22 protein-coding genes are annotated in these 22,782 nt (G+C 63.1%); 15 read left to right on the forward strand and 7 right to left on the reverse strand.

Annotated features, from left to right (window positions below; translation table 11 throughout):
• Positions 1-176: 176 nt before the first annotated feature.
• A complete protein-coding gene (locus tag J5X93_RS22825; RefSeq protein ID WP_003249795.1) occupies positions 177-653 on the forward strand; it encodes an Lrp/AsnC family transcriptional regulator in 477 nt (158 codons plus the stop codon).
• A 54-nt stretch (positions 654-707) separates the two neighbouring features.
• Positions 708-911 carry a DUF2788 domain-containing protein gene (locus J5X93_RS22830; protein ID WP_023378567.1) on the forward strand — a complete coding sequence of 68 codons (204 nt, stop codon included), beginning with the start codon at positions 708-710 and terminating at the stop codon, positions 909-911.
• Between the two features lie 53 nt (positions 912-964).
• On the opposite strand, the gene J5X93_RS22835 is transcribed toward J5X93_RS22830, so the two are convergent.
• From J5X93_RS22835 to J5X93_RS22850, 4 genes are all read right to left on the reverse strand, one after another.
• The gene (locus J5X93_RS22835) at positions 965-1,600 is read right to left on the reverse strand and encodes a pseudouridine synthase (RefSeq protein WP_043211222.1); all 636 of its coding nucleotides are present in this window, start codon (positions 1,598-1,600) and stop codon (positions 965-967) included.
• 6 nt (positions 1,601-1,606) lie between these two features.
• Positions 1,607-3,094, reverse strand: a complete 1,488-nt coding sequence (gene amn, locus J5X93_RS22840) for an AMP nucleosidase (RefSeq protein WP_167358127.1) — start codon at positions 3,092-3,094, stop codon at positions 1,607-1,609.
• Between the two features lie 137 nt (positions 3,095-3,231).
• Complete coding sequence (locus J5X93_RS22845) at positions 3,232-4,884, reverse strand: acyl-CoA dehydrogenase family protein (RefSeq protein ID WP_043211221.1); 1,653 nt, start codon at positions 4,882-4,884, stop codon at positions 3,232-3,234.
• Positions 4,885-4,978: 94 nt separating this feature from the next.
• A complete protein-coding gene (locus tag J5X93_RS22850; RefSeq protein ID WP_250034027.1) occupies positions 4,979-6,970 on the reverse strand; it encodes a sensor histidine kinase in 1,992 nt (663 codons plus the stop codon).
• Positions 6,971-7,235: 265 nt separating this feature from the next.
• Here J5X93_RS22850 and J5X93_RS22855 point away from each other — a divergent pair, with 265 nt between their 5' ends.
• The 4 genes from J5X93_RS22855 (at position 7,236) to J5X93_RS22870 (ending at position 10,763) form a co-directional block, all read left to right on the forward strand.
• Positions 7,236-8,036 carry a hydroxymethylpyrimidine/phosphomethylpyrimidine kinase gene (locus J5X93_RS22855; protein WP_043211219.1) on the forward strand — a complete coding sequence of 267 codons (801 nt, stop codon included), beginning with the start codon at positions 7,236-7,238 and terminating at the stop codon, positions 8,034-8,036.
• A 17-nt stretch (positions 8,037-8,053) separates the two neighbouring features.
• A complete protein-coding gene (gene thiE, locus J5X93_RS22860) occupies positions 8,054-8,677 on the forward strand; it encodes a thiamine phosphate synthase (RefSeq protein WP_043211218.1) in 624 nt (207 codons plus the stop codon).
• Between the two features lie 15 nt (positions 8,678-8,692).
• On the forward strand, positions 8,693-9,976 hold the full coding sequence (gene hemL, locus J5X93_RS22865) for a glutamate-1-semialdehyde 2,1-aminomutase (RefSeq protein WP_250034029.1): 1,284 nt from the start codon (positions 8,693-8,695) through the stop codon (positions 9,974-9,976).
• 235 nt (positions 9,977-10,211) lie between these two features.
• On the forward strand, positions 10,212-10,763 hold the full coding sequence (locus J5X93_RS22870; protein ID WP_043211215.1) for a tetratricopeptide repeat protein: 552 nt from the start codon (positions 10,212-10,214) through the stop codon (positions 10,761-10,763).
• Positions 10,764-10,772: 9 nt separating this feature from the next.
• On the opposite strand, the gene J5X93_RS22875 is transcribed toward J5X93_RS22870, so the two are convergent.
• The gene (locus J5X93_RS22875) at positions 10,773-11,099 is read right to left on the reverse strand and encodes a DUF1820 family protein (protein ID WP_043211213.1); all 327 of its coding nucleotides are present in this window, start codon (positions 11,097-11,099) and stop codon (positions 10,773-10,775) included.
• Positions 11,100-11,224: 125 nt separating this feature from the next.
• Between J5X93_RS22875 and miaB the strand changes: the two genes are divergently transcribed.
• The 5 genes from miaB (at position 11,225) to lnt (ending at position 16,594) form a co-directional block, all read left to right on the forward strand.
• Positions 11,225-12,553: a tRNA (N6-isopentenyl adenosine(37)-C2)-methylthiotransferase MiaB gene (gene miaB / locus J5X93_RS22880; RefSeq protein WP_043211212.1), complete on the forward strand. Its 1,329-nt coding sequence runs from the start codon at positions 11,225-11,227 to the stop codon at positions 12,551-12,553.
• A 189-nt stretch (positions 12,554-12,742) separates the two neighbouring features.
• Complete coding sequence (locus J5X93_RS22885; RefSeq protein WP_043211210.1) at positions 12,743-13,741, forward strand: PhoH family protein; 999 nt, start codon at positions 12,743-12,745, stop codon at positions 13,739-13,741.
• Complete coding sequence (gene ybeY, locus J5X93_RS22890; protein WP_043211208.1) at positions 13,734-14,207, forward strand: rRNA maturation RNase YbeY; 474 nt, start codon at positions 13,734-13,736, stop codon at positions 14,205-14,207. Before J5X93_RS22885 ends, ybeY begins: the two co-directional genes overlap by 8 nt.
• A 21-nt stretch (positions 14,208-14,228) precedes the next feature.
• The gene (locus J5X93_RS22895) at positions 14,229-15,068 is read left to right on the forward strand and encodes a CorC family transporter (protein WP_043211207.1); all 840 of its coding nucleotides are present in this window, start codon (positions 14,229-14,231) and stop codon (positions 15,066-15,068) included.
• An 8-nt stretch (positions 15,069-15,076) separates the two neighbouring features.
• Positions 15,077-16,594, forward strand: coding sequence for an apolipoprotein N-acyltransferase (gene lnt / locus J5X93_RS22900; protein ID WP_043211206.1), 1,518 nt, complete (start codon positions 15,077-15,079; stop codon positions 16,592-16,594).
• Positions 16,595-16,627: 33 nt separating this feature from the next.
• On the opposite strand, the gene J5X93_RS22905 is transcribed toward lnt, so the two are convergent.
• Positions 16,628-17,389, reverse strand: coding sequence for a YdcF family protein (locus J5X93_RS22905; RefSeq protein ID WP_090346790.1), 762 nt, complete (start codon positions 17,387-17,389; stop codon positions 16,628-16,630).
• A gap of 132 nt (positions 17,390-17,521) precedes the next feature.
• Positions 17,522-17,833, reverse strand: a complete 312-nt coding sequence (locus J5X93_RS22910) for a hypothetical protein (protein WP_043211202.1) — start codon at positions 17,831-17,833, stop codon at positions 17,522-17,524.
• Positions 17,834-18,064: 231 nt separating this feature from the next.
• On the opposite strand from J5X93_RS22910, the gene leuS reads away from it, so the two are divergent.
• The 4 genes from leuS (at position 18,065) to arfA (ending at position 22,739) form a co-directional block, all read left to right on the forward strand.
• Entirely contained in the window at positions 18,065-20,671 is a 2,607-nt protein-coding gene (gene leuS, locus J5X93_RS22915) for a leucine--tRNA ligase (RefSeq protein WP_250034032.1), read from the forward strand.
• A 61-nt stretch (positions 20,672-20,732) separates the two neighbouring features.
• Positions 20,733-21,338: an LPS-assembly lipoprotein LptE gene (locus tag J5X93_RS22920; RefSeq protein ID WP_043211198.1), complete on the forward strand. Its 606-nt coding sequence runs from the start codon at positions 20,733-20,735 to the stop codon at positions 21,336-21,338.
• Between the two features lie 42 nt (positions 21,339-21,380).
• Positions 21,381-22,418, forward strand: a complete 1,038-nt coding sequence (holA, locus tag J5X93_RS22925; protein WP_250034034.1) for a DNA polymerase III subunit delta — start codon at positions 21,381-21,383, stop codon at positions 22,416-22,418.
• Positions 22,419-22,574: 156 nt separating this feature from the next.
• Complete coding sequence (arfA, locus tag J5X93_RS22930; protein ID WP_043211193.1) at positions 22,575-22,739, forward strand: alternative ribosome rescue factor ArfA; 165 nt, start codon at positions 22,575-22,577, stop codon at positions 22,737-22,739.
• The last annotated feature ends 43 nt before the right edge of the window (positions 22,740-22,782 follow it).

Genomic DNA, 22,782 nt, shown 5'->3' on the forward strand with positions numbered 1-22,782 from the left:
ACGGCCTTCCTGAGGCCGGTCGCCGTGGACTGTTGTCCGGGCAGTGATTCTGTTGGTAACGATACGGGAGGCGGCGGAGCAGAGGATTGCGAATATTGCTCAGATAAATAGCACTTGCGCAATTTTTAACCCTGGATTGATAATTCGCAGCAATCCGAACAGAAAAGGCCATTTCCATGAGCAAGCTCGACCGCTATGACCTGAGCATCCTTGCCGAATTGCAGCGCGACGCCCGCATCTCCAATCAGGAGTTGGCCGAACGTATCGGCTTGTCCCCCTCCCCTTGCTCACGGCGGGTCAAGCAACTGGAAGACGACGGCTACATCTCCCGCCAAGTAGCCTTGCTGGACCGCAAGAAGCTCGGCCTTAGCCTGACCGCCTATGTGCTGATCGGCATGGACCGCCACACCCCCGAGCGCTTCGAGACTTTCGAGGCCGCCATTCGCAACTTGCCCCAGGTGCTCGAATGTAGCCTGGTCACTGGGATGGATGCCGACTATCAACTGAAAGTCGTGGTCCCGGATATGGACCATTACCAGAAACTGCTGCTCGGCAGCCTGACTCGCATCGAAGGCGTCACCAGCGTGCGCTCGAGCTTCGTGCTCAACCAAGTGCTGGCCAGCACTGAACTGCCGTTGACGCATCTGCGCTGACCGTCCCCTGCCGCCCCGCTTATAATCGGCGCTCAGCCTGCCTGGAGAACACTGATGGATCCCGCCGTATTCGAAGAATGGATGATGATCGTTCTGGTGACCGTGCTGATCGGTTTCATGGGATTCATCGTCTGGGACCTGGCAAAGAAGTCCAAGGCAGGCCGCTTCGGCACCTTGATTCTGTTTTTCGTCCTGGGCCTGGGTGTGCTGGCCTTCATCATCAAGAGCGTGGTGGTAGGGTTCCTCGAAGGGGTCTAGCCGCACGGGGAGGAGCGCTGGCCAGAGACTGTGATGGGCTGCGCAGTAGCCGCCTAACGAAGTAGCTTCGGCGCAACCTCCCGCCAGCACCCTTGCTCCAGCCCATCCAGCGCCCAATCGCCGATCCTCACCCGCACCAACCGTAGCGTGGGCAGCCCCACTGCCGCCGTCATGCGTCGCACCTGGCGGTTGCGCCCTTCTCGAATCACCAGCTCAAGCCAATGAGTCGGTACGCTCTTGCGAAACCGCACCGGTGGATTGCGCGGCCAAAGCACTGGCTCCTCAAGCAACCGGGCCTCGGCGGGCAGTGTCGGCCCATCGTTGAGCTCGACCCCCTCGCGCAACTGCTGCAGTTGCGCCTCGCTCGGCTCACCTTCCACCTGCACCCAATAGGTCTTGGGCAACTTGTGCTTGGGATCGGCGATGCGCGCTTGCAGCCGACCGTCATTGGTCAACAACAGCAGGCCTTCGCTGTCACGGTCCAGGCGCCCGGCCGGATAGATGCCAGGAATGTCGATGTAGTCCTTGAGCGTCGCGCGCCCCTCGCCATCGCTGAACTGGGTCAGCACGTCGAAGGGTTTGTTGAACAGGATAAGGCGGGGTTCGGCCGGCGGCGCCTTGGGCTGGCGGCGCGGACCTGTGGGCCGCGCCTGGGGACGGCGCGGCTTGGAACGGGGTGGCAGGGACATGGATCCTCAGCGGAACGGCGGCTCATCGAAGCTGCGCAGTTTACGCGAGTGCAGCGAATTGAGCTCGGTACGCAGCAAATCCAGGGCCGCGATGCCGATCTTAAGATGTTGACTGACCGCACGGTTATAGAAGGCATTGGCCGACCCCGGCAGCTTGATCTCGCTGTGCAGCGGTTTGTCCGAAACGCACAGCAAGGTGCCGTAAGGCACCCGCAGGCGATACCCCTGGGCAGCGATCGTGCCGCTCTCCATGTCCACCGCCACGGCGCGGGACAGGTTGATCAACGGTCGCTCCTGGGCCCAGCGCAGCTCCCAGTTGCGGTCATCGTAGGTCAGCACGGTGCCGGTGCGCAGGCGCTTTTTCAATTGCTCGCCACGCTCGCCGGTCACCTGCGCCGCGGCCTCCTGCAGTGCCAACTGCACTTCGGCAAGGGCCGGGATCGGGATATTCGGCGGCACCACCCGATCGAGAATGCCATCGCGACGCATGTAGGCGTGGGCGAGCACATAGTCGCCGATGGTCTGCGATTGGCGCAGGCCTCCGCAGTGGCCGATCATCAGCCAGCAATGCGGGCGTAGCACGGCCAGGTGATCGGTGATGTTCTTGGCATTGGACGGGCCGACGCCGATATTGACCAGAGTGATGCCATCGCCATCGGCAGCGATGAGGTGGTAAGCCGGCATCTGGTAACGGTGCCAGACCACACTGGCCACCAAGGCCTGGGTCTCGTCGTCGTCCATGCCCTTTTCGATGATGACATTGCCCGGCAGGACCATACGCACGAAGCGCGAATCCTGACGCAGTTGCTCCAGGCCATGACCGATGAATTGGTCGACGTAGCGATGGTAGTTGGTCAGCAGGATCCACGGTTGGACATGCCGCCAGTCGCTGCCGGTGTAATGCACCAGGCGGCGCAGGGAGAAGTCCACGCGGGCGGCATCGAACAGTGCCAGTGGCAGGGTTTCGGCGCTGCCCCAGTCGCACAACCCGTCGGCGATGTTGTCGGTGGCCGCCGACAGGTCGGTGCTGGGGAAGACCCGCGCAAGCTCGGCGGCAGTGATGCCACTGCCGGCCAGCTCATCGCCTTGGTCGACCACATAAGGGTAAGGAATGTTCTGTTCGCTGACGCCCACTTCCAGGGTCACGGTGTAATCGTGCATCAGCGGTCGCAGTTGCTCGAGCAGGTAACCGCGAAACGCCGCCGGCTGAGTGATGGTGACGCTGTAGGTACCTGCCACCTGCACCTTGGCATAGGCCCGGGTGGTGGCGGCCACTTCACCATGGCTGTAGTAGGTCAGGCGCAGGGCGGGATAACGAAACAGCGCCCGCTGGTCGTCGTCCGGCTCGGTGCGGTCCTTGAGGTAGCGCTTGAGGGCCTGGCTGAGGGCGCCGGTGGCCTGTTCATGCAAGGCCGCCAGACGATCGACGGCCTGTTCAGGTGTATCAACGACTACAAACGCTTGGCTCACGCTGGTCTTCCTGTCTTCTGACATGCATGGCTTCCATCTTGCCTGCCTTCTGTTGCAATTACATCCTTGACAATCGTATTCGCCCTCACCGCTGACACACCTGCTCCTACCTGGTCCGCACGGGTCCCTGTGGGCGCGGGCCTGCCGGCGAACAGGGCGCCTCAGGCCGACCAGACCGGCGTCGCCCGCGCCACCAACGCCTGCGCATCGACACCCCTTGGCAATGCCCCATAGACCCGCCCACCCGCGCCCAACCGGCTGGCGATGAAGGCGTCACTGACCGTCGTATTGCCCGCTTCGAGCAACAACTTGGCCTGCAAGGCCACGGCGATGTCTTCAGTCAGTTGCCGGGCGCGGTACTGGATATCACCGGTATCGGCGAATGCGCCCTTCAGGTTGCCGATATGCGCCGCCAGGCGCGGGTCGCCGTGGCCATCGCCAAGTTCGGCGAACAATGCGTCGAGCACGCCCGGCTCTTTGGACAAAGCGCGCAGCACATCCAGGCATTGCACATTGCCCGAGCCCTCCCACGTGGAGTTGACCGGTGCCTCGCGGTAAAGGCGCGGCAGGATGCTGTCCTCCACGTAGCCCGCACCGCCCAGGCATTCGGCAGCTTCGTTGATCATTCCCGGAGCACGTTTGCAGATCCAGTACTTACCTACGGCGGTCACCAGGCGTGCAAAATGCGCCTGCTGTGGATCGTCCAGTTGGTCCAGCGCCTGTCCCATGCGCAGGCTCAACGCCAGTGCCGCCTCGCTTTCCAATGCCAGGTCGGCCAGCACGTTCTGCATCAATGGCTGTTCGCTCAACATGCGCCCACCGACCTTGCGATGGGCGCAATGGTGCGCGGCCTGGGTCAGCGCCTGTCGCATCAAAGCGCTGGAGCCGACCATGCAATCGAAACGAGTCATGGCCACCATTTCGATGATGGTCGGCACTCCACGCCCCTCTTCACCGATCATCCACGCCAGGGCGCCGCGAAACTCCACTTCGCTGGAAGCATTGGAGCAGTTGCCGAGCTTGTTCTTCAGACGCTGGATATAGAACTGATTGTGCGTGTCGTCGGGGCGGTGGCGTGGCAGCAGGAAGCAGCTCAAGCCCTTGTCGGTCTGGGCCAGCGTCAGGAAGGCATCGCACATTGGTGCCGAGCAGAACCACTTGTGGCCGACCAGCTCGTACGCCTGGCCCGGGCCCGGGGCTCCGACCGGATAGGCCCGGGTGGTGTTGGCCCGCACATCGGTGCCGCCCTGCTTCTCGGTCATGGCCATGCCGAGGGTCACTCCGGCTTTGTGCCGGTCGCCCACGTTTCGCGGGTCGTACTCGCGCGCCAGTACTTTGGGCAACCAGTATTCGGCCAGCTCCGGCTGCAGTCTCAAGGCCGGCACCGCAGCGAAGGTCATGGTCAGGGGGCAGCCAGTGCCTGCTTCTGCCTGGCTGTGCAGGTAGGTCATCGAAGCGCGCGCGACATGGGCGCCGGGACGAGGTTCGGCCCAGGGCAAAGAAGGCAATCCATGCTCGACCGCCGTGCGCATCAGCTCGTGATAGGCCGGATGGAATGTCACCAGGTCGATGCGGTGACCATAACGGTCATGACTGCTGAACTCCGGCTTGTGGGCATTGGCCAGAAAACCCGCAGCCATCAGTGGGCCGCCGGCCAAGGCACCGTAGGCGTCGATCCGCGACTCGGCCCAGCCGGCACCGAAGCGCCGGGACCACTCCTGCAATGGCTGGTCGAGGCGGTACAGGTTGGCGCCGTCGAGCGACGGCGGCTGGTTAGTGACTTCGTGGGTTTCAGCGAACTGGTGCAGGTTCATCGGGGGCTCCCTGGATCCGGTCATGCCTGAAAGCCCCAGTGAAGCACTCCTTGAAGGTCAGTCAAAGTGTCAAAAACGACTAACTCGCCCGTCCTTAACCGCCCATTGCCCCCGAGGCCAACCGGCCGGACGGCCATTGCGCCTGGGCTACGGACAGGTTCAAGGACAGCTCGAAGCGGCTGCCCAGCCCGCGGGTCGACTCATGGGCCAAGCGGGCGCCGATCAGCTCGCCCAGCTGACGGCAGATCGACAACCCGATGCCCAGCCCCCCATAACGGCGGGTCATCGAGCCATCGACCTGGAAGAAGCGCTGGTAGAGGATGGCCTGGTCCAAGTCGTCGAAGCCAATGCCGCTGTCGCTGACGGTGAAGGTCAACGCCAGGTTGTCTGGCCCGAGCCTGCGCCCCCGCACCTGAATCACAACGCCGCCCTGGTGAGTGAATTTCAGGCCGTTGTCCACCAGACAGGCCAGGCAGCGCAGCAGTTTCTGCGCATCGCCAAGCAGCTCGTCGGGCAGCTCCGCTGGGATATCCAGGCTCAGGTACAGGCCTTTGCCCAGGGCACGCCCGGCGAAGCCTGCCCGCAGCTCCTGCAACTGCCGGCGCAGGCTGAAGGGCGCGGCATGGGGCCGCAGACGCCCCGCCTGCAGCTCGGTGAGCACGAGGATGTCGTCGACCATAGCCATCATGTCCTGGGCGGAACCTGTGGCGGTGCGGTGATACTGGGCGTGCTCGGCCGTCATCGGCAGGGTGTGCATCAGCTCCAGCGAGCCGATCACGCCGTTCATCGGTGTACGCAGCTCATGGGTGACCGTGGCCAGGAACTCGTCCTTCAGACGGTTGCTTCGGGCCAGTTGCTGGTTGAGCTGCTCCAGGGTGCGGCCAGTGTCGCGCAAGGCCTGGGCCTGCTGTTCGCGCAGGCTGTTGATACGATCGGCCAGAGCCAGGGACAGCAACGCCACTTCCAAGGCCGAGCCCAGTTGGCTGGCATACATGGTCAGGAATACGTTCGGCAGGTAACCGAGCACCATCAAGGTATTGACCAGCCCGCCCAGGAGGAACGCGGTCCAGGCGATGATGAACCAGCGCGCCACCCGTACTCCATGCCACCAGGCATAAAGCCCGGCGGTGAAGATGCTTACAGTGAACAGCAGCGCCAACAGCGTCGCCATACGCAAAGCCAGGCCGTAGGGCATGGTGACTGCCAGCACCATGACCAGCCCTCCACCGGCCATCAATCCCAGCAACAGCCGGTCGAAGCCACGGCTGAGGCCGCCTAATTGCAGGAAATGCCGGGCGAACTGGCAGCCGAACAGCCCCGCTGCACCAATGAACAACGGCGTGGCGGCATTGGCCCACCAAGGGCTGTCCGGCCAAAAATAAGCGACACCCGCGCCGTTGACCGAGACTTGGTAGAGCCCGAATGAGGCGATATAGAGGATGTAATACAGGTAGCTGACGTCGCGGACGCTGAGGTAAATGAAGAGGTTGTAAACCAGCATCACCAGCAATACGCCGTAGATCATGCCCAGTACATAGAGGCGAGTTGGCTGCTCTTCCATGTAAGCCTCGGTTGACCATAACGCCACCGGTGCCTGGATCGATCCCTGGCTTTGCAAGCGCAGGTAGGCCGTGGTCGCCTGACCTGGGTTCAAAGGCAGCTCGAATAGATAGTTGTTCTGGCGGATCTGCCGGCTGGCATAGGGCAAGGCATCGCCTGTGCGCTGAACCAGACGATAACTGCCATGGCCATCAGGCAGATAGAGATCCAGGTGATCCAGCGGTGGATAGGCGAACTCCAACAGCCACTGACGGGAAGGTGCGGTAGGTGGGCTGATGTTGCGCAGGTCGATCTTCAGCCAGAACACCGAAGTGGAATAGCCCGCGTTCAGGACATCCTCACGATGCTGCCGGAAACGGCTGGCGAACGCCGGCGAACTGACCTGGGTGATGCTGGCGCTGCCATCGCGGTCTTCGAAGACCTGCATGACTTGACCCAATGGAAGGTACCGGGTGGCGCTGTCGAAATCGACCGCTCCGGCGAACAGGGGCACACAGCCCAAAAGCATGATCAGCAAGTAGCGCATACAGCCCCAGCATGGCCTGTCCAGTCGCGTCGTGGTGGCCTCCCTTCCCTTTGAGACGACGAATTCCGGCAGCGCCTATTTGTCGAGTTATCCGAGCACTCTAGCATAGCCTTCGGACAGGGCAACCAGCCACTTCAAATTTCAAAGTAAAGGCTCTATCTCAATGCTTACAGAAAGACAAAACACAAAAATCTGACCACTTGATCAACAAAAGCCATCAGCAGGGCGATTCGCCCCCACAGGTTTGGTGGTAAGCTCGCCGACCATGAACATGACCTACAGCTCCCGCCCCGTTGTCCTCTGTCTTTCCGGCCACGACCCCAGTGGCGGCGCCGGCCTGCAGGCAGATATCGAAGCCCTGATCGCCCAAGGCTGTCACGCCGCACCTGCCGTGACCGCCCTGACCGTGCAGGATACCGTCAACGTTTCCGACTTCCGCGTGCTGGACCGCGAGTGGGTTCTGGCACAGGCCAACGCCGTGCTGGCCGACTCCACCGTGGCAGCGGTCAAGCTCGGCATGCTCGGCTCGATCGAAATGGTCGATACCGTCGCCGAACTGCTGGCCGCCCATCCGCACCTGCCACTGGTCTGCGATCCGGTTCTGCGCGCCGGTGGCGGTGGCCGGCTGGGCAAGGACGAAGTCGGCTATGCGCTGCGCGAACGCCTGCTGCCGCTGGCCACCATCGCCACGCCGAACCTGCCCGAAGCCCGGATCCTGGCTGAACTGCCCGAAGGCACCGCGGACGAATGCGCCGAGAAACTTTTGCCGTTCTGTAGACATCTTCTGATTACCGGCGGTCACGGTGACGAGGCACAAATCCATAACCGCCTTTATAGCCGCGACGGTCAACAGCACACCTGGACCTGCGAGCGCCTGCCAGGGAGCTATCATGGCTCCGGTTGCACCCTGGCCAGCGCCCTGGCGGGCCGACTGGCGCTGGGCGAGCAATTGCAAAGTGCAGTGCGCAGCGCCCTGGACTACACCTGGCGCACCCTGCGCGACGCCGAGCAACTGGGCAAGGGGCAGTTCGTCCCTCGCCGGCTGCCCCTGGACTTCTGCTCCTGATCCATGAGGCCTGACAGATGAAGTTACGCGGTCTGTACGCGATCACCGACAGCCAACTGCTCGCCGGTCGCTTGTTCTCCCACGTCGAGGCAGCCCTCGAAGGCGGTGTTTGCCTGCTGCAGTATCGTGACAAGAGCGACGACGCAGCACGCCGACTGCACGAAGCCGAAGGCCTGCTCAAGCTCTGCGAGCGCTACGGCACGCAACTGATCATCAACGACGACGCCCCACTGGCCGCGCACTTGGGCGTCGGCGTGCACCTGGGCCAGACCGACGGCCCCCTGACCCCGGCCCGTACCCTGCTCGGCCGCGATGCGATCATCGGCTCCACCTGCCATGCTCAGCTCGAGCTGGCCGAGCAGGCCGCCACCGAGGGCGCCAGCTATGTGGCCTTCGGTCGCTTCTTCAATTCGGTCACCAAGCCCGGCGCGCCAGCGGCCGACATCGCCCTGCTCGCCCAGGCCCGTGCCCGCGTGCAACTGCCGATCGCCGTGATCGGCGGCATCACCCTCGACAACGCCGCCCCCCTGGTCGCCCATGGCGCCGACCTTTTGGCGGTGATCCATGGCTTGTTCGGTGTCGACAGCGCGCAGGAAGTCACCCGCCGCGCCCGCGCCTTCAATGCCCTGTTCGCTTCCTGATTCGAGAGAAATCCCATGTCCCGTTCCGAATCCCTGTTCGCCCAAGCCCAGAAGCACATCCCTGGTGGTGTGAACTCGCCGGTCCGCGCCTTCCGCAGCGTCGGCGGCACCCCGCTGTTCTTCAAACATGCCGAAGGCGCCTATGTCGTCGACGAAGACGACAAGCGCTACGTTGATTACGTAGGCTCCTGGGGCCCGATGATTCTGGGTCACGGCCATCCGGACGTCCTGGCCTCGGTACGCAAGCAACTCGAACACGGCCTGTCCTACGGCGCCCCGACCGCCATGGAAACCGAGATGGCCGACCTGGTCTGCTCGATCGTGCCGTCCATGGAGATGGTGCGCATGGTCAGCTCAGGTACCGAGGCGACCATGAGCGCCATCCGCCTGGCCCGTGGCTACACCGGCCGCGATGCGATCATCAAGTTCGAAGGCTGCTACCACGGCCACTCCGACAGCCTGCTGGTCAAGGCCGGCTCCGGCCTGCTGACCCAGGGCGTACCGAGCTCGGCCGGTGTGCCGGCGGACTTCGCCAAGCACACCCTGACCCTACCGTTCAACGACATCGCCGCCGTCGAGAAGACCCTGAGCGAAGTCGGCCAGACCGTCGCCTGCATCATTGTCGAACCCGTCGCTGGCAACATGAACTGCGTACCGCCGGCTCCGGGCTTCCTCGAAGGCCTGCGCGAGCAGTGCGACAAACACGGCGTGGTGCTGATCTTCGACGAAGTGATGACCGGTTTCCGTGTCTCCCTCGGCGGCGCCCAAGGCTACTACGGCATCAAGCCGGACCTGTCGACTTTCGGCAAGATCGTCGGCGGCGGCATGCCGGTTGGCTGCTTCGGCGGCAAGCGCGAGATCATGGAATGCATCGCCCCGCTCGGCCCGGTTTACCAGGCCGGTACCCTGTCGGGTAACCCGTTGGCCATGGCGGCAGGCCTGACCACGCTCAAGCTGATCAGCCGCCCAGGCTTCCACGACGAACTGACCGCCTTCACCTCCCGCATGCTGGATGGCTTGCAACAGCGTGCCGATGCCGCTGGCGTACCGTTCGTCACCACCCAGGCCGGTGCCATGTTCGGCCTGTACTTCAGCGGTGCCGACGACATCGTCACCTTCGATGACGTGATGGCCAGCGACGTGGAACGCTTCAAGCGCTTCTTCCACCTGATGCTCGAGGGCGGCGTGTACCTGGCACCAAGCGCCTTCGAGGCGGGTTTCACCTCCATTGCCCACGGCGACAAGGAGCTGCAGATCACTTTGGACGCCGCCGAAAAAGCCTTCGCTGCACTGAAGTGATTGCCCGCCTTGCATCGGCTTCTGCGCACGCATACCCGCCCCCACAGGTTCAACGCATAACTTGTAGGAGCGGGTACAGCCGCGAAGAAGTCGAGGCAGGCGATAAATGCTGTGCAATCGACAAAGGCTTCTCAATACAGAATTTCGAGTAAAACTTTGTAAGGTAGGCGCTGCTTATCCCATAATGTGCCACCAGAGACATTGGCCGCAGCTTTGCAGAGGTAAGTCGATCCCCATGAACCGCACCGGCCGCGCCCTTACCCTGGGCTGCCTGCTGCTTCTTCAGCCCCTGCTGGCCTTGGCAGAGGGTGGCAACTCGTTGCTGATTCCAGCGACGGGACGCTGCACCTTCGACACACAGCCAGAGGACCTGCAGAACGCCCTGAAGGCTTGCGAACGGACGGCGGAGTCGGGCGATGCCCAGGCGCAATACGAGCTGGGTGAGTTCTACTACAGTGGCAACCAGGCACCCAAAGACCTGAAAAAGGCCGTCAACTGGTTCGAGAAGGCCTCATTGCAAGGCCAGGCCCAGGCGCAATACCGTCTCGGCTCGATGTTCTTCCATGGCGAAGGCGTTCCGGCCAACAACGTTCAGGCTTACATTCTGCTGAAAATGGCAGCGGTCAATGGCGACGAAGACGCCCTGGACCTGGCCGACGAAGTCACCGAGCAGATGCCCCGCGACGAACTCGAACACGCCACCCAGGTGCTCGGCCAGATTTTCCGCAAATACCTGCTGGAGCTGCAAAACGCCGAAGGGCGCACACCCTTCTCCCCCCTGCCCTGACGGGCCGACCTACTTCTCCGGCATTGGCATCGGGAACGGCATCACGTTACCGCCACCCTTGGCCTCGCTGATCTTCGCCGTCCCCAATCGCTCCACCTCGTCGATACGCACGATCGAATGCATCGGCACGAAACTGCGCACCACACCTTCGAACTGCGCCTTGAGCTTCTCTTCGCTGGGGTCGACTACGACCTGGGTGCGCTCGCCGAAAACGAACTCCTCGATTTCAAGAAAGCCCCACAGGTCGCTCTGGTAGATCTGCTTGGCATACATCTCGAAGACCTGGCCCTGGTTGAGAAAGATCACTTTATAGATGGCGGGTTCGCGTTTGCTCATGATCGAAGAAGACGACACCGTGTTAGGAAAATGGCCGGCATCATAGCAGACCGCTTGCCCTGTTAAGCACCCGGTGCCACCTCTATAATGTGCGGCCTTTCAGCACCCGCAGCAGATGATTTGCCATGGCCAAGAAGCTTTACATTGAAACCCACGGTTGCCAGATGAACGAGTACGACAGCTCGCGCATGATCGACCTGTTGGGCGAACACCAGGCCCTGGAAGTCACCGAGCGCCCCGACGACGCCGATGTCATCCTGCTCAACACCTGTTCGATCCGCGAAAAAGCACAGGATCAGGTGTACTCCAAGCTCGGCCGCTGGCGCGCCCTGAAGGACCGCAACCCAGACATGGTCATCGCCGTCGGGGGTTGCGTGGCCAGCCAGGAAGGCGAGGCCCTGCGCAAGCGCGCGCCTTACGTCGATGTGGTGTTCGGTCCGCAGACCCTGCACCGTCTGCCAGAAATGATCGACGCCGCGCGCATCACTCGGGTACCGCAAGTCGATGTGTCGTTCCCTGAAATCGAAAAGTTCGACCACCTTCCCGAGCCCCGCATCGACGGCCCGACGGCATTCGTCTCGGTCATGGAGGGCTGCAGCAAGTACTGCACCTTCTGCGTGGTGCCCTATACCCGTGGCACCGAGGTCAGCCGCCCCTTCGACGACGTACTGGCCGAGGTCATCCACCTGGCCGAGAATGGCGTGCGCGAAATCACCCTGCTGGGCCAGAACGTCAACGGCTATCGCGGCCTGACCCACGATGGCCGTCTGGCAGACCTCGCCGAGCTGATCCGTGTGGTGGCGGCAGTCGACGGAATCGAACGGATCCGCTACACCACCTCGCACCCACTGGAATTCTCCGACAGCCTGATCCAGGCCCACGCCGAGGTGCCACAGCTGGTCAAGCACCTGCACCTGCCGGTACAGGCAGGCTCCGACCGCGTGCTGGCGGCCATGAAGCGCAACCACACGATCCTCGAGTACAAGTCCAAGCTGCGCAAGCTCAAGGCTGCGGTGCCGGACATCTGCATCAGCTCGGACTTCATCGTCGGCTTCCCCGGCGAGACCGAGAAGGACTTCGAGCAAACCATGAAGCTGGTGGCCGAGGTCGGTTTCGACTTTTCCTTCTCCTTCGTCTACAGCGCACGTCCCGGCACCCCGGCCGCGGAGCTTGTGGACGATACGCCCGAAGAGGTCAAGAAACAGCGTCTGCAACTGCTGCAGCACCGCATCGACCAGCAGGGTTTCGAAATCAGCCGACGCATGGTCGGCAGTGTCCAGCGCATCTTGGTCACCGACTTCTCCAAGCGTGACCCAGGCAAGCTGCAAGGCCGTACCGAGAATAATCGAATCGTCAACTTCCACTGCGACAATCCAGCGCTGATCGGCCAACTGGTGGATGTACGCATCGAAGAGGCCAAGCCCCATTCGCTGGTCGGCTCATTGATTGAATGATGATGGTGGTGGTCTGTTCGCCGGGGAACCCGCTCCCACCGAATGGCGGTAAACCTCGTGGGAGCGGGTCTACCCGCCAATGCGCCACCACAGATACCTGTCCCTTGATCGTTTCAGTGCTTTCGCCACTGCCCTTCAGGGGTTATTCTTGAGTTCACCTCCATTGCCGTCGAGCGGCTAAAAACGACCTTGAACGCACCCATACAACCTCATCGTTTCATCCTCGAACCCTTCGAGGCCCACCGCTTCGCCAACTTGTGCGGCCAGTTCGACGAGCACCTGCGCCTGATCGAACAACGCCTGGCCATCGAAATCCGCAACCGCGGCAACCAGTTCGAACTGATTGGCGAACCCAAGACCACCTCTGCCGCCGAGCAACTGCTGCGTCGCCTCTATCGCGAAGCCAAGGCTTCCGAGCTGTCGCCGGAAACCGTCCACCTGTACCTGCAGGAATCGACCGTCGAGAACCTAGACAACCCAGCGGTCAACGAGGTCAGCGTGTCGCTACGCACGCGCAAGGGCAACATCCGCCCGCGCGGGGTCAACCAGCAGCGCTACGTCAAGGAAATCCTGGCCAACGATATCAACTTCGGCATCGGTCCGGCCGGTACAGGCAAGACCTATCTGGCTGTAGCCTGCGCCGTGGATGCCTTGGAGCGCGAACAGGTGCGCCGCATCCTGCTGGTGCGCCCGGCAGTGGAAGCCGGCGAGAAGCTCGGCTTCCTGCCTGGCGACCTGGCCCAGAAGATCGACCCGTACCTGCGCCCGCTGTACGACGCGCTCTACGAGATGCTCGGCTTCGAACACGTGGCCAAGCTGATCGAGCGCCAAGTCATCGAAATTGCCCCGCTGGCCTACATGCGCGGTCGTACCCTGAACAACAGCTTCATCATCCTCGACGAAAGCCAGAACACCACCCTTGAGCAGATGAAGATGTTCCTCACCCGCATCGGCTTCGGCTCGACGGCGGTGATCACCGGCGACATCACCCAGGTCGACCTGCCGCGCGGCACCAAGTCGGGCTTGGCCCATGTGATCGAAGTGCTCAAGGACGTGCCGGGCATCAGCTTTACCCACTTCCAGCCCAAGGATGTGGTCCGCCACCCGTTGGTGCAGCGTATCGTCGAAGCCTACGACCGCTTCGACGCGCGCCAGGCAAAGCCCGAGGTCCCCGGCAAAGATGCTTGAACTCGACCTGCAACGGGCCACGGATGCTGCCGCCCCGGATGACGCTGCCTTCCGTCGCTGGTGCGAACTGGCGCTGCGCCAGCGCACCGCCGACTCGGAAATGACCATTCGCCTGGTCGATGAACCCGAAGGCCGTGAGCTGAACCACACCTACCGGCACAAGGACTACGCCACCAACGTGCTGTCCTTCCCCGCCGACGTTCCCGATGACCTGCTCGACATCCCCCTGCTGGGCGACTTGGTCATTTGCGTGCCAGTGGTCGAGCGGGAAGCCACCGAGCAAGGCAAGTCGCTCGAAGCCCACTGGGCGCACCTGGTCATCCATGGCTGCCTGCACCTGCTTGGCTACGATCATATCGAGGACGACGAAGCCGAGGAGATGGAAGCCCTGGAACGAACCTTGCTGGCGGAATTGGGTCACCCGGACCCTTACGCCGACGACGAAATCACACAACCTGACAACTGAAAAGGATCACGAGTAACCGCCATGAGCGAAGACCGATCGAGCAATGGGCAGAAGTCCTGGCTGGGTAAACTGACCCAGGCTTTTGCCCATGAGCCGAAAAACCGCCAGGAGCTTCTCGAGCTGCTGCGCGAAGCCCATCAGAACAAGCTGCTCGACAGCGAAGCGCTGACCATCGTCGAAGGCGCCATCCAGGTCGCCGACCTGCAGGTGCGTGACATCATGGTGCCGCGCTCGCAGATGATCAGCATCAAGGCCAGCCAGTCTCCACGCGAATTCCTGCCAGCGGTGATCGATGCCGCGCACTCGCGCTACCCGGTGATCGGTGAAGGCCATGACGATGTGCTCGGGATCCTCCTGGCCAAGGACCTGCTGCCGCTGATCCTCAAGGAGAACGGCGACAGCTTCAACATCAAGGACCTGCTGCGCCCGGCCACCTTCGTGCCGGAGTCCAAGCGCCTGAACGTGCTGCTGCGCGAATTCCGCGCCAACCACAACCACATGGCCATCGTCATCGATGAATATGGCGGCGTGGCGGGCCTGGTGACCATCGAGGACGTGCTCGAGCAGATCGTCGGCGACATCGAGGACGAGCACGATGTCGAGGAAGACAGCTACATCAAGCCACTGCCCAGTGGCGACTTCCTGATCAAGGCCTTGACCCCGATCGAGAACTTCAACGAGTTCTTCGACTCGGAGTTCTCCGACGATGAGTTCGATACTGTGGGCGGCCTGGTGATGAGTGCCTTCGGCCACCTGCCCAAGCGCAACGAGACCACCGAGATCGGGGCCTACAAGTTCCGTATTCTCAACGCCGACAGCCGGCGGATACACTTGCTGCGCCTGACTCCGATCACCCGTTAAGGACAAACATGCGTTGGATCACCCGCCCCGGCTGGCCCGGTAACCTGCTGGCCCTGGCGGCCGGCGCATCGACCCTCCTGGCCCTGGCGCCGTTCGACATCTGGCCTCTGGCGCTGCTGTCCATCGCCCTGCTCTACCTTGGCCTGCGCGAGCTCAGCCCGCGCCAGGCGATGTGGCGTGGCTGGTGGTTCGGTTTCGGCCTGTACGGTGCCGGCACCTGGTGGATCTACGTCAGCATGAACACCTACGGCGGCGCCTCCCCGGCGCTGGCGATCGCGCTGCTGGTGGCGTTCTTCGCCGCCCTGGCCTGGTTCTTCGCCCTGCCCACCTGGCTATGGGCGCGCTGGCTGCGTCGCAATGAGGCTCCCCTGGCCGATGCCCTGTGCTTCGCCGCTCTGTGGCTGCTGCAGGAAGCCTTCCGCGGCTGGTTCCTGACCGGTTTCCCGTGGTTGTACGCAGGCTACAGCCAGCTCGATGGCCCCCTGGCCGGTCTGGCACCGCTGGGTGGCGTGTGGCTGATTTCCTTTGTCCTGGCACTGAGCGCTGCGCTGCTGTGCAACCTGCACCGCCTGCGTGAGCGTCCCTCGTTTCTGGCGGTGGGCGTGATAGTGCTGTTGGCGCCCTGGGTGATCGGCATGGCGCTCAAGGGGCATGCCTGGACACAACCCTCCGGTGATCCACTGAAGGTCGCAGCGTTGCAGGGCAATGTCGAGCAGGACCTGAAATGGGACCCGGCGCACATCGATGCGCAACTGGCGCTTTACCGCGACATGAGCTTCAGCTCCAAGCCAGTGGACTTGCTGGTCTGGCCGGAAACCGCCGTCCCCGTACTCAAGGACCAGGCCCAAGGCTACATCGACGTAATGGGGCGTTTTGCCGCCGATCGGCATTCGGCGCTGATCACCGGGGTGCCGGTGCGTGAAGTGGTGCACCACCAGCGCCGCTACTACAACGGCATCACCGTGACCGGAGAGGGCGACGGCACCTACCTCAAGCAGAAGCTGGTGCCCTTTGGCGAATACGTACCGCTGCAGGACATGCTCCGTGGGCTGATCGAGTTCTTCAACCTGCCGATGTCGGACTTCGCCCGCGGCCCAGCGGACCAGCCCTTGCTGCAGGCCAAGGGCTATCAGGTTGCGCCGTTCATCTGCTACGAGGTGGTCTATCCCGAGTTCGCAGCGGGCCTGGCCGCACGCAGCGACTTGCTGCTGACCATCAGCAACGACACCTGGTTCGGCACCTCCATCGGCCCCCTGCAACACTTGCAGATGGCCCAGATGCGTGCCCTGGAGGCCGGGCGCTGGATGATCCGCGCCACCAACAATGGCGTCACCGCGTTGATCGACCCCTTCGGCAAGATCACTGCGCAGATCCCGCAGTTCCAGCAAGCCGTCCTCTACGGGGATGTGGTGCCAATGCAGCAACTGACGCCCTACCTGCAATGGCGCTCCTGGCCGCTGGCGATTCTCTGTGCGCTACTGCTGGGATGGGCGCTCCTGGCGAGCCGGATCGCCAAGACCGTGTGACCTTCCAGGGGCCGCATTGCGGCCCCGCGGTGGTCAGTAAAACAACCGATACCCCACCAACCCCACCGCCTCGTTGAGCAACTGTCCGCTGCGCCACACCGCCCGGCTATCGGGCAGCAAGCCGGCGAACGGCTGCGCATGGTCCTTGCCCAGGAATCCGACCGGTGCCGGCACCACCTCGAACCCTGCCTGCTCGAAACTCCAGCGCGAGCGCTGCATGTGCCAGGCTTGGGTCACCAGCACCACGCGGCGCACGCCTTGGGGTTGCACCAGCCGCGCGCTGAACTGGGCGTTCTCCCAAGTAGTGCGGCTGGCCTCTTCCTTCCAGCGCACGTCAACGCCGAAGTCCGACTTCATGCGATCGGCCATCAACTGGGCCTCGCTCGGCGGCGTGCCGTAGTGAAGCCCACCGGTGGTCAATACCGGCAGCCCCGAGGCCTTGGCCAGCTGCGCGGCATAGCGCATGCGCTCAAGAGCGGTGCCGGTCGGCTGGTCCTCTGCTCCCCAGGCCGGGTCGCCACGCTCACGCCCGGCGCCCAGCACCACGATCGCGTCGGCTCGCCCTGCCAGGGTCGCCCATTGCGCCATCGGCAATGGCGCCTCGGTCTCCAACTGCCGGGCCGCCCGTTCCACCACCAGCGGCAAGCTCATCAGCCACAAACCACCCAGGCCAAGGGCAAAGCACAAGGCCGCCAGGCGCGGGCGTCGCGTGCGCAGCCACCAAGCTGCCAGCAAGAGCAAAAACAGCACGCCGGGAGGCAGCAACCATTGTTTGATGAAATAGCGAAGCGGCATGCACGGTCCTCCTGGAAAGGAGTGCAGCCTAAGAGGATCGGCGCCGGGCAACAAGTGCGCGTCCGGCGCCGATCATGAGCAGTTTAAGTTGAGTACCGGCGCACGACGGTCTGCGCCTGGAATCCAGAACGGCTAGCGGGACAGCGTCCGGGATCTCGCCGTGGTGGCGGGGCGTTTCTTGTCCTTGAGCCAGACGATCTTCGCCGACGTCGGCTCCGGTTGCTGGTAAGCACCGGCGCTGGCGAAACGACCTTCCGGGAGGGTTTCCAGGTAGGCCTTGATCACTTCGAACTCGGCGTGGCTCAGGCCACGCAGTTCCAGTTCAGCTGGCATCTCGTCGCGTAATCGTACGGAGGTCCTGGCCACTTCGAGTGCCAAGCCCAGGCGGTCGATCAAGCGTTCGTATAGCTCCGGTTTGATTGCGGGTAGCTGCGACTCTCCCATCCGTTCACCTCATTGAAGATAAGAATATCTCCCCCAAAGATGAGCTTAGCGTCACTCTGAAAAGCAGCCCGGTGCCGCGACCAACGGCCCCGGAGCCGCATTCAAGGTTTCCCACGATGCGCGGCGCTCATGTATGCTACGGCGTTCACTCCAACGACACCGCAGTGCCGGACGCAGCGAGGTTGCGCTGCCTGGAAACAGGGTCCTTATCTCTCTCAGCACAAAGTAGCCATGCACGAACAATACACGCCCCGTGATATAGAAGCCGCCGCCCAGACCTTCTGGGACGAGCAACAATCGTTCGCTGTCACCGAACAGCCAGGCAAGGACACCTACTATTGCCTGTCGATGTTCCCGTACCCGAGCGGCAAGCTACACATGGGCCACGTGCGCAACTACACCATTGGTGACGTGATCGCCCGTTACCAGCGCATGCAGGGCAAGAACGTCCTGCAGCCAATGGGTTGGGATGCGTTCGGCATGCCGGCCGAAAACGCCGCGATGAAGAACAACGTCGCCCCGGCCAAGTGGACGTACGAGAACATCGACTACATGAAGTCCCAGCTCAAGAGCCTGGGCCTGGCGATCGACTGGTCGCGTGAAGTCACCACCTGCAAGCCGGACTACTACCGCTGGGAACAGTGGCTGTTCACCCGCCTGTTCGAAAAAGGCGTCATCTACCGTAAGAACGGCACCGTCAACTGGGACCCGGTCGACCAGACCGTACTGGCCAACGAGCAAGTCATCGACGGCCGCGGCTGGCGTTCGGGCGCGCTGATCGAGAAGCGCGAAATCCCGATGTACTACTTCCGCATCACCGACTACGCCGACGAGCTGCTTGAAAGCCTCGACGAGCTGCCGGGCTGGCCTGAGCAGGTCAAGACCATGCAGCGCAACTGGATCGGCAAATCCCGCGGCATGGAAGTGCAGTTCCCCTACGACCAGGCGAGCGTCGGCCACGAAGGCACCCTCAAGGTCTTCACCACCCGTCCGGACACCCTGATGGGCGCGACCTACGTCGCAGTCGCCGCCGAGCACCCGTTGGCCACCCAGGCCGCCCAGGGCAACCCGGCACTGCAGGCGTTCATCGATGAATGCAAGAGCGGTAGCGTCGCCGAGGCCGACATGGCCACTCAGGAGAAGAAGGGCATGCCCACTTCCCTGTTCGTCCAGCACCCGCTGACCGGCGAGAAGCTCCCGGTCTGGGTCGCCAACTACGTGCTGATGCACTATGGCGATGGCGCCGTGATGGCTGTTCCGGCCCACGATGAGCGTGACTTCGAGTTCGCCCACAAGTACAACCTGCCGCTCAAGGCTGTGGTCCGCACCAGCGCCGGCGACGACGTGGGCAGCGAGTGGCTGGCCGCCTACGGCGAGCACGGCCAGCTGATCAACTCCGGCGAGTTCGACGGCCTGGATTTCGAAGGCGCCTTCGACGCCATCGAAGCCGCCCTGATCCGCAAGCAACTGGGCAAATCGCGTACCCAGTTCCGCCTGCGCGACTGGGGCATCAGCCGCCAGCGCTACTGGGGCTGCCCGATCCCGATCATCCACTGCCCGACCTGCGGCGATGTGCCGGTACCGGAAGACCAATTGCCGGTCACCCTGCCCGAAAACGTGGTGCCGGACGGCGCTGGCTCGCCACTGGCGCGCATGCCTGAATTCTACGAATGCAGCTGCCCGAAATGCGGCGCCGCGGCCAAGCGCGAAACCGACACCATGGACACTTTCGTCGAGTCGTCCTGGTACTTCGCCCGCTACGCCTCGCCAAACTACGAAGGCGGCATGGTCGACCCGAAAGCGGCCAACCACTGGCTGCCGGTCGATCAGTACATTGGCGGTATCGAGCACGCCATCCTTCACCTGCTGTATGCGCGCTTCTTCCACAAGCTGATGCGCGACGAAGGCCTGGTCACTTCCAACGAGCCGTTCAAGAACCTGCTGACCCAGGGCATGGTGGTCGCCGAGACCTACTACCGTACCGCCAGCAACGGCGGCAAGGATTGGTTCAACCCGGCGGACGTCGAGGTCGAGCGTGACGCCAAGGCCAAGATCATCAGTGCCCGCCTGAAGACCGATGGCCTGCCGGTGGAAATCGGCGGTACCGAGAAGATGTCCAAGTCCAAGAACAACGGCGTGGATCCACAGGCCATGATCGACGCCTACGGCGCCGACACCTGCCGTCTGTTCATGATGTTCGCCTCGCCGCCCGACATGAGCCTGGAGTGGTCCGACTCCGGCGTCGAGGGTGCCAGCCGCTTCCTGCGCCGCGTATGGCGCCTGGCCCAGGCCCACGTGAGCCAGGGCCTGCCGGGCAAGCTGGACGTCGCCGTACTGGACGATGCGCAGAAAACCATCCGCCGCGCCATCCATGCCGCCATCAAGCAGGCCAGCACCGACGTGGGCCAGTTCCACAAATTCAACACCGCCATCGCCCAGGTGATGACCGTGATGAACGTGCTGGAAAAAGCCCCGCAAGCCACCGAGCAGGACCGCGCCCTGCTGCACGAAGGCCTGGAAGCCGTGACCTTGCTGCTGGCCCCGATCACGCCGCACATCAGCCATGAGCTGTGGAAGCACCTGGGTCACGACCAGGCCGTGATCGATGCCACTTGGCCAAGCGTAGACGAAAGCGCCTTGGTCCAGGACAGCATCACTCTGGTGGTCCAGGTCAACGGCAAGCTGCGTGGCCAGGTCGAAATGCCCGCCAGCGCCAGCCGTGAAGAGATCGAAGCCGCCGCCCGCAGCAACGAGAACGTCCTGCGCTTCATCGATGGCCTGACCATCCGCAAGGTCATCGTGGTGCCGGGCAAGCTGGTCAACATCGTCGCCAACTGATGGCAACGCCCGCCCACGCATGTTGCGGGCGGGCGGAATTGGCCCACAAGGGAGCTACAACATGATCAAACGCAATCTGCTGGTAATGGGCCTGGCCGTCGTGCTCAGCGCCTGCGGTTTCCAGCTGCGCGGCACCGGCACCACCGAGCTGAGCATCAAGGAAATGGACCTGCGCGCGCGCAATGCTTATGGCGAGACCGTGACCGAGCTGCGCGAATCCCTCAAGCGCAACGGCGTCAATGTCCACTCAGGCGCCCCCTACCGCCTGGTGCTGACCGACGAGCAGCAAACCCAGCGCGCCGCCACCTATAGCGGCGGCAACCGGTCGGTCGAATATGAACTCACCACCGTGCTCAATTACAGCATGCTGGGCCTGAACGACATCCCGCTGCTGAGCGACAAGATCGAAGTGCGCAAGATCTACGTGCATGACGGCGACAACATCACAGGCTCCGACCAGGAAGCCACCCAAGCCCGCGAAGAAATGCGCCGCGATCTGGTCCAGGCCATGCTCGTTCGCCTGCAAATGCTGACCCCGGGCCACCTGGACGAGCTGCAGCGCGAAGCAGAAGAACGCGCCAAGGCCGAAGCCCAGGCCCAGGAGGCGGCCCGCCGCCAGCAGGACGAAACGCCGCAGCAATCCCCAATGGAAGTTCCGGCCAACTGACCGAGGCCGAACGGGGCACCTTCGGGTGCCCCCGCATCCACCATGAAGCTCTCCCTCGCCCAACTCAACAAACACCTGCAAGGTGCCCTGGCCCCGGTCTACGTGGTCAGCGGCGACGATCCGCTGCTTTGTCAGGAAGCCGCCGACGCCATCCGTACCGCGGCTCGCCAGCAGGGCTTCGACGAACGCCAGGTGTTCAGTGCCGACGCCAATTTCGATTGGGGCACCCTGCTCCAGGCCGGCGCCAGCCTTTCCTTGTTCGCCCAAAGGCGCCTGCTGGAGCTGCGCCTGCCATCGGGCAAGCCCGGCGACAAGGGCGCTGCCGCGTTAATGGAGTACTGCGCCAACCCGGCCGAAGACACATTACTGCTGGTCAGCCTGCCCAAACTCGACGGCAGCGCGCAGAAGACCAAATGGGGCAAGGCGCTGATCGAAGGCCAGCACTGCCAATTCATCCAGATCTGGCCAGTCGACGCGCAGCAACTGCCACAGTGGATCAATCAGCGCCTGTCCCAGGCCGGACTGTCCGCCCAACGTGACGCGGTCGACCTGATCGCCGCGCGGGTCGAAGGCAACCTACTGGCAGCCGCCCAAGAGATCGAAAAACTCAAGTTGTTAGCCGAAGGCAACCAGATCACGGTGGAAACCGTGCAGGCTGCCGTAGCCGACAGCGCTCGCTTCGACGTGTTCGGGCTGGTCGATGCCATCCTCAACGGCGAGGCGGCCCACGCCCTGCGCATGCTGGAAGGCTTGCGCGGCGAAGGGGTCGAGCCACCAGTCATCCTTTGGGCCCTCGCGCGCGAGTTGCGCCTGCTGGCTGGGCTTGCCCAGCAATTCAGCCAAGGCGTGCCGCTGGACAAGGCCTTCAGCCAGGCACGACCACCTGTGTGGGATAAACGCCGACCACTGGTCAGCAAAGCTCTCCAGCGCCTGTCCGCGCAGCGTTGGGCGCAGTTGCTGCAGGATGCTCAGCGCATCGACGCCCAGATCAAAGGTCAGGCCGAAGGTTCCCCCTGGACGGGGCTGGCGCGGCTGGCGCTGCTGATGGCCGGGCAACGCCTGGCGTTGCCTGGCGAGTAAGCTATCTGCACTATTCCTGTAGGGGCTGGCGAAGCCAGCAATGGGCTGAAAAAGTCTGCAAGACAGCCCCTATCTGCCCATAAATACAATCAATTGGCTCCTGCCCTACCCTGGTCTTACAGTGCGCCCCGACATCCACCCAACCGGGGTATCGCCATGAGCAAGAAGCCGAAGAAGCACGGGCCGAACAAGGCCAAGTCCATCATCGCCCAGCCACTGTTCCGCTGCCGCCAGGAACGACCGAACAAGGGCAAAGGCAGCTACCGCCGCGAAGCCTTCCAATCGAGAGATTGGGAGGCTTCTTGCTTTTTGGCCGCATGAAGGCAGGAAACCCCCAGTCATGATATGGTCGGCACCTGAACCG

Source organism: Pseudomonas sp. BYT-1 (genome assembly GCF_023611805.1).
In the GTDB taxonomy this organism is placed as follows: Bacteria; Pseudomonadota; Gammaproteobacteria; order Pseudomonadales; family Pseudomonadaceae; genus Aquipseudomonas; species Aquipseudomonas guariconensis.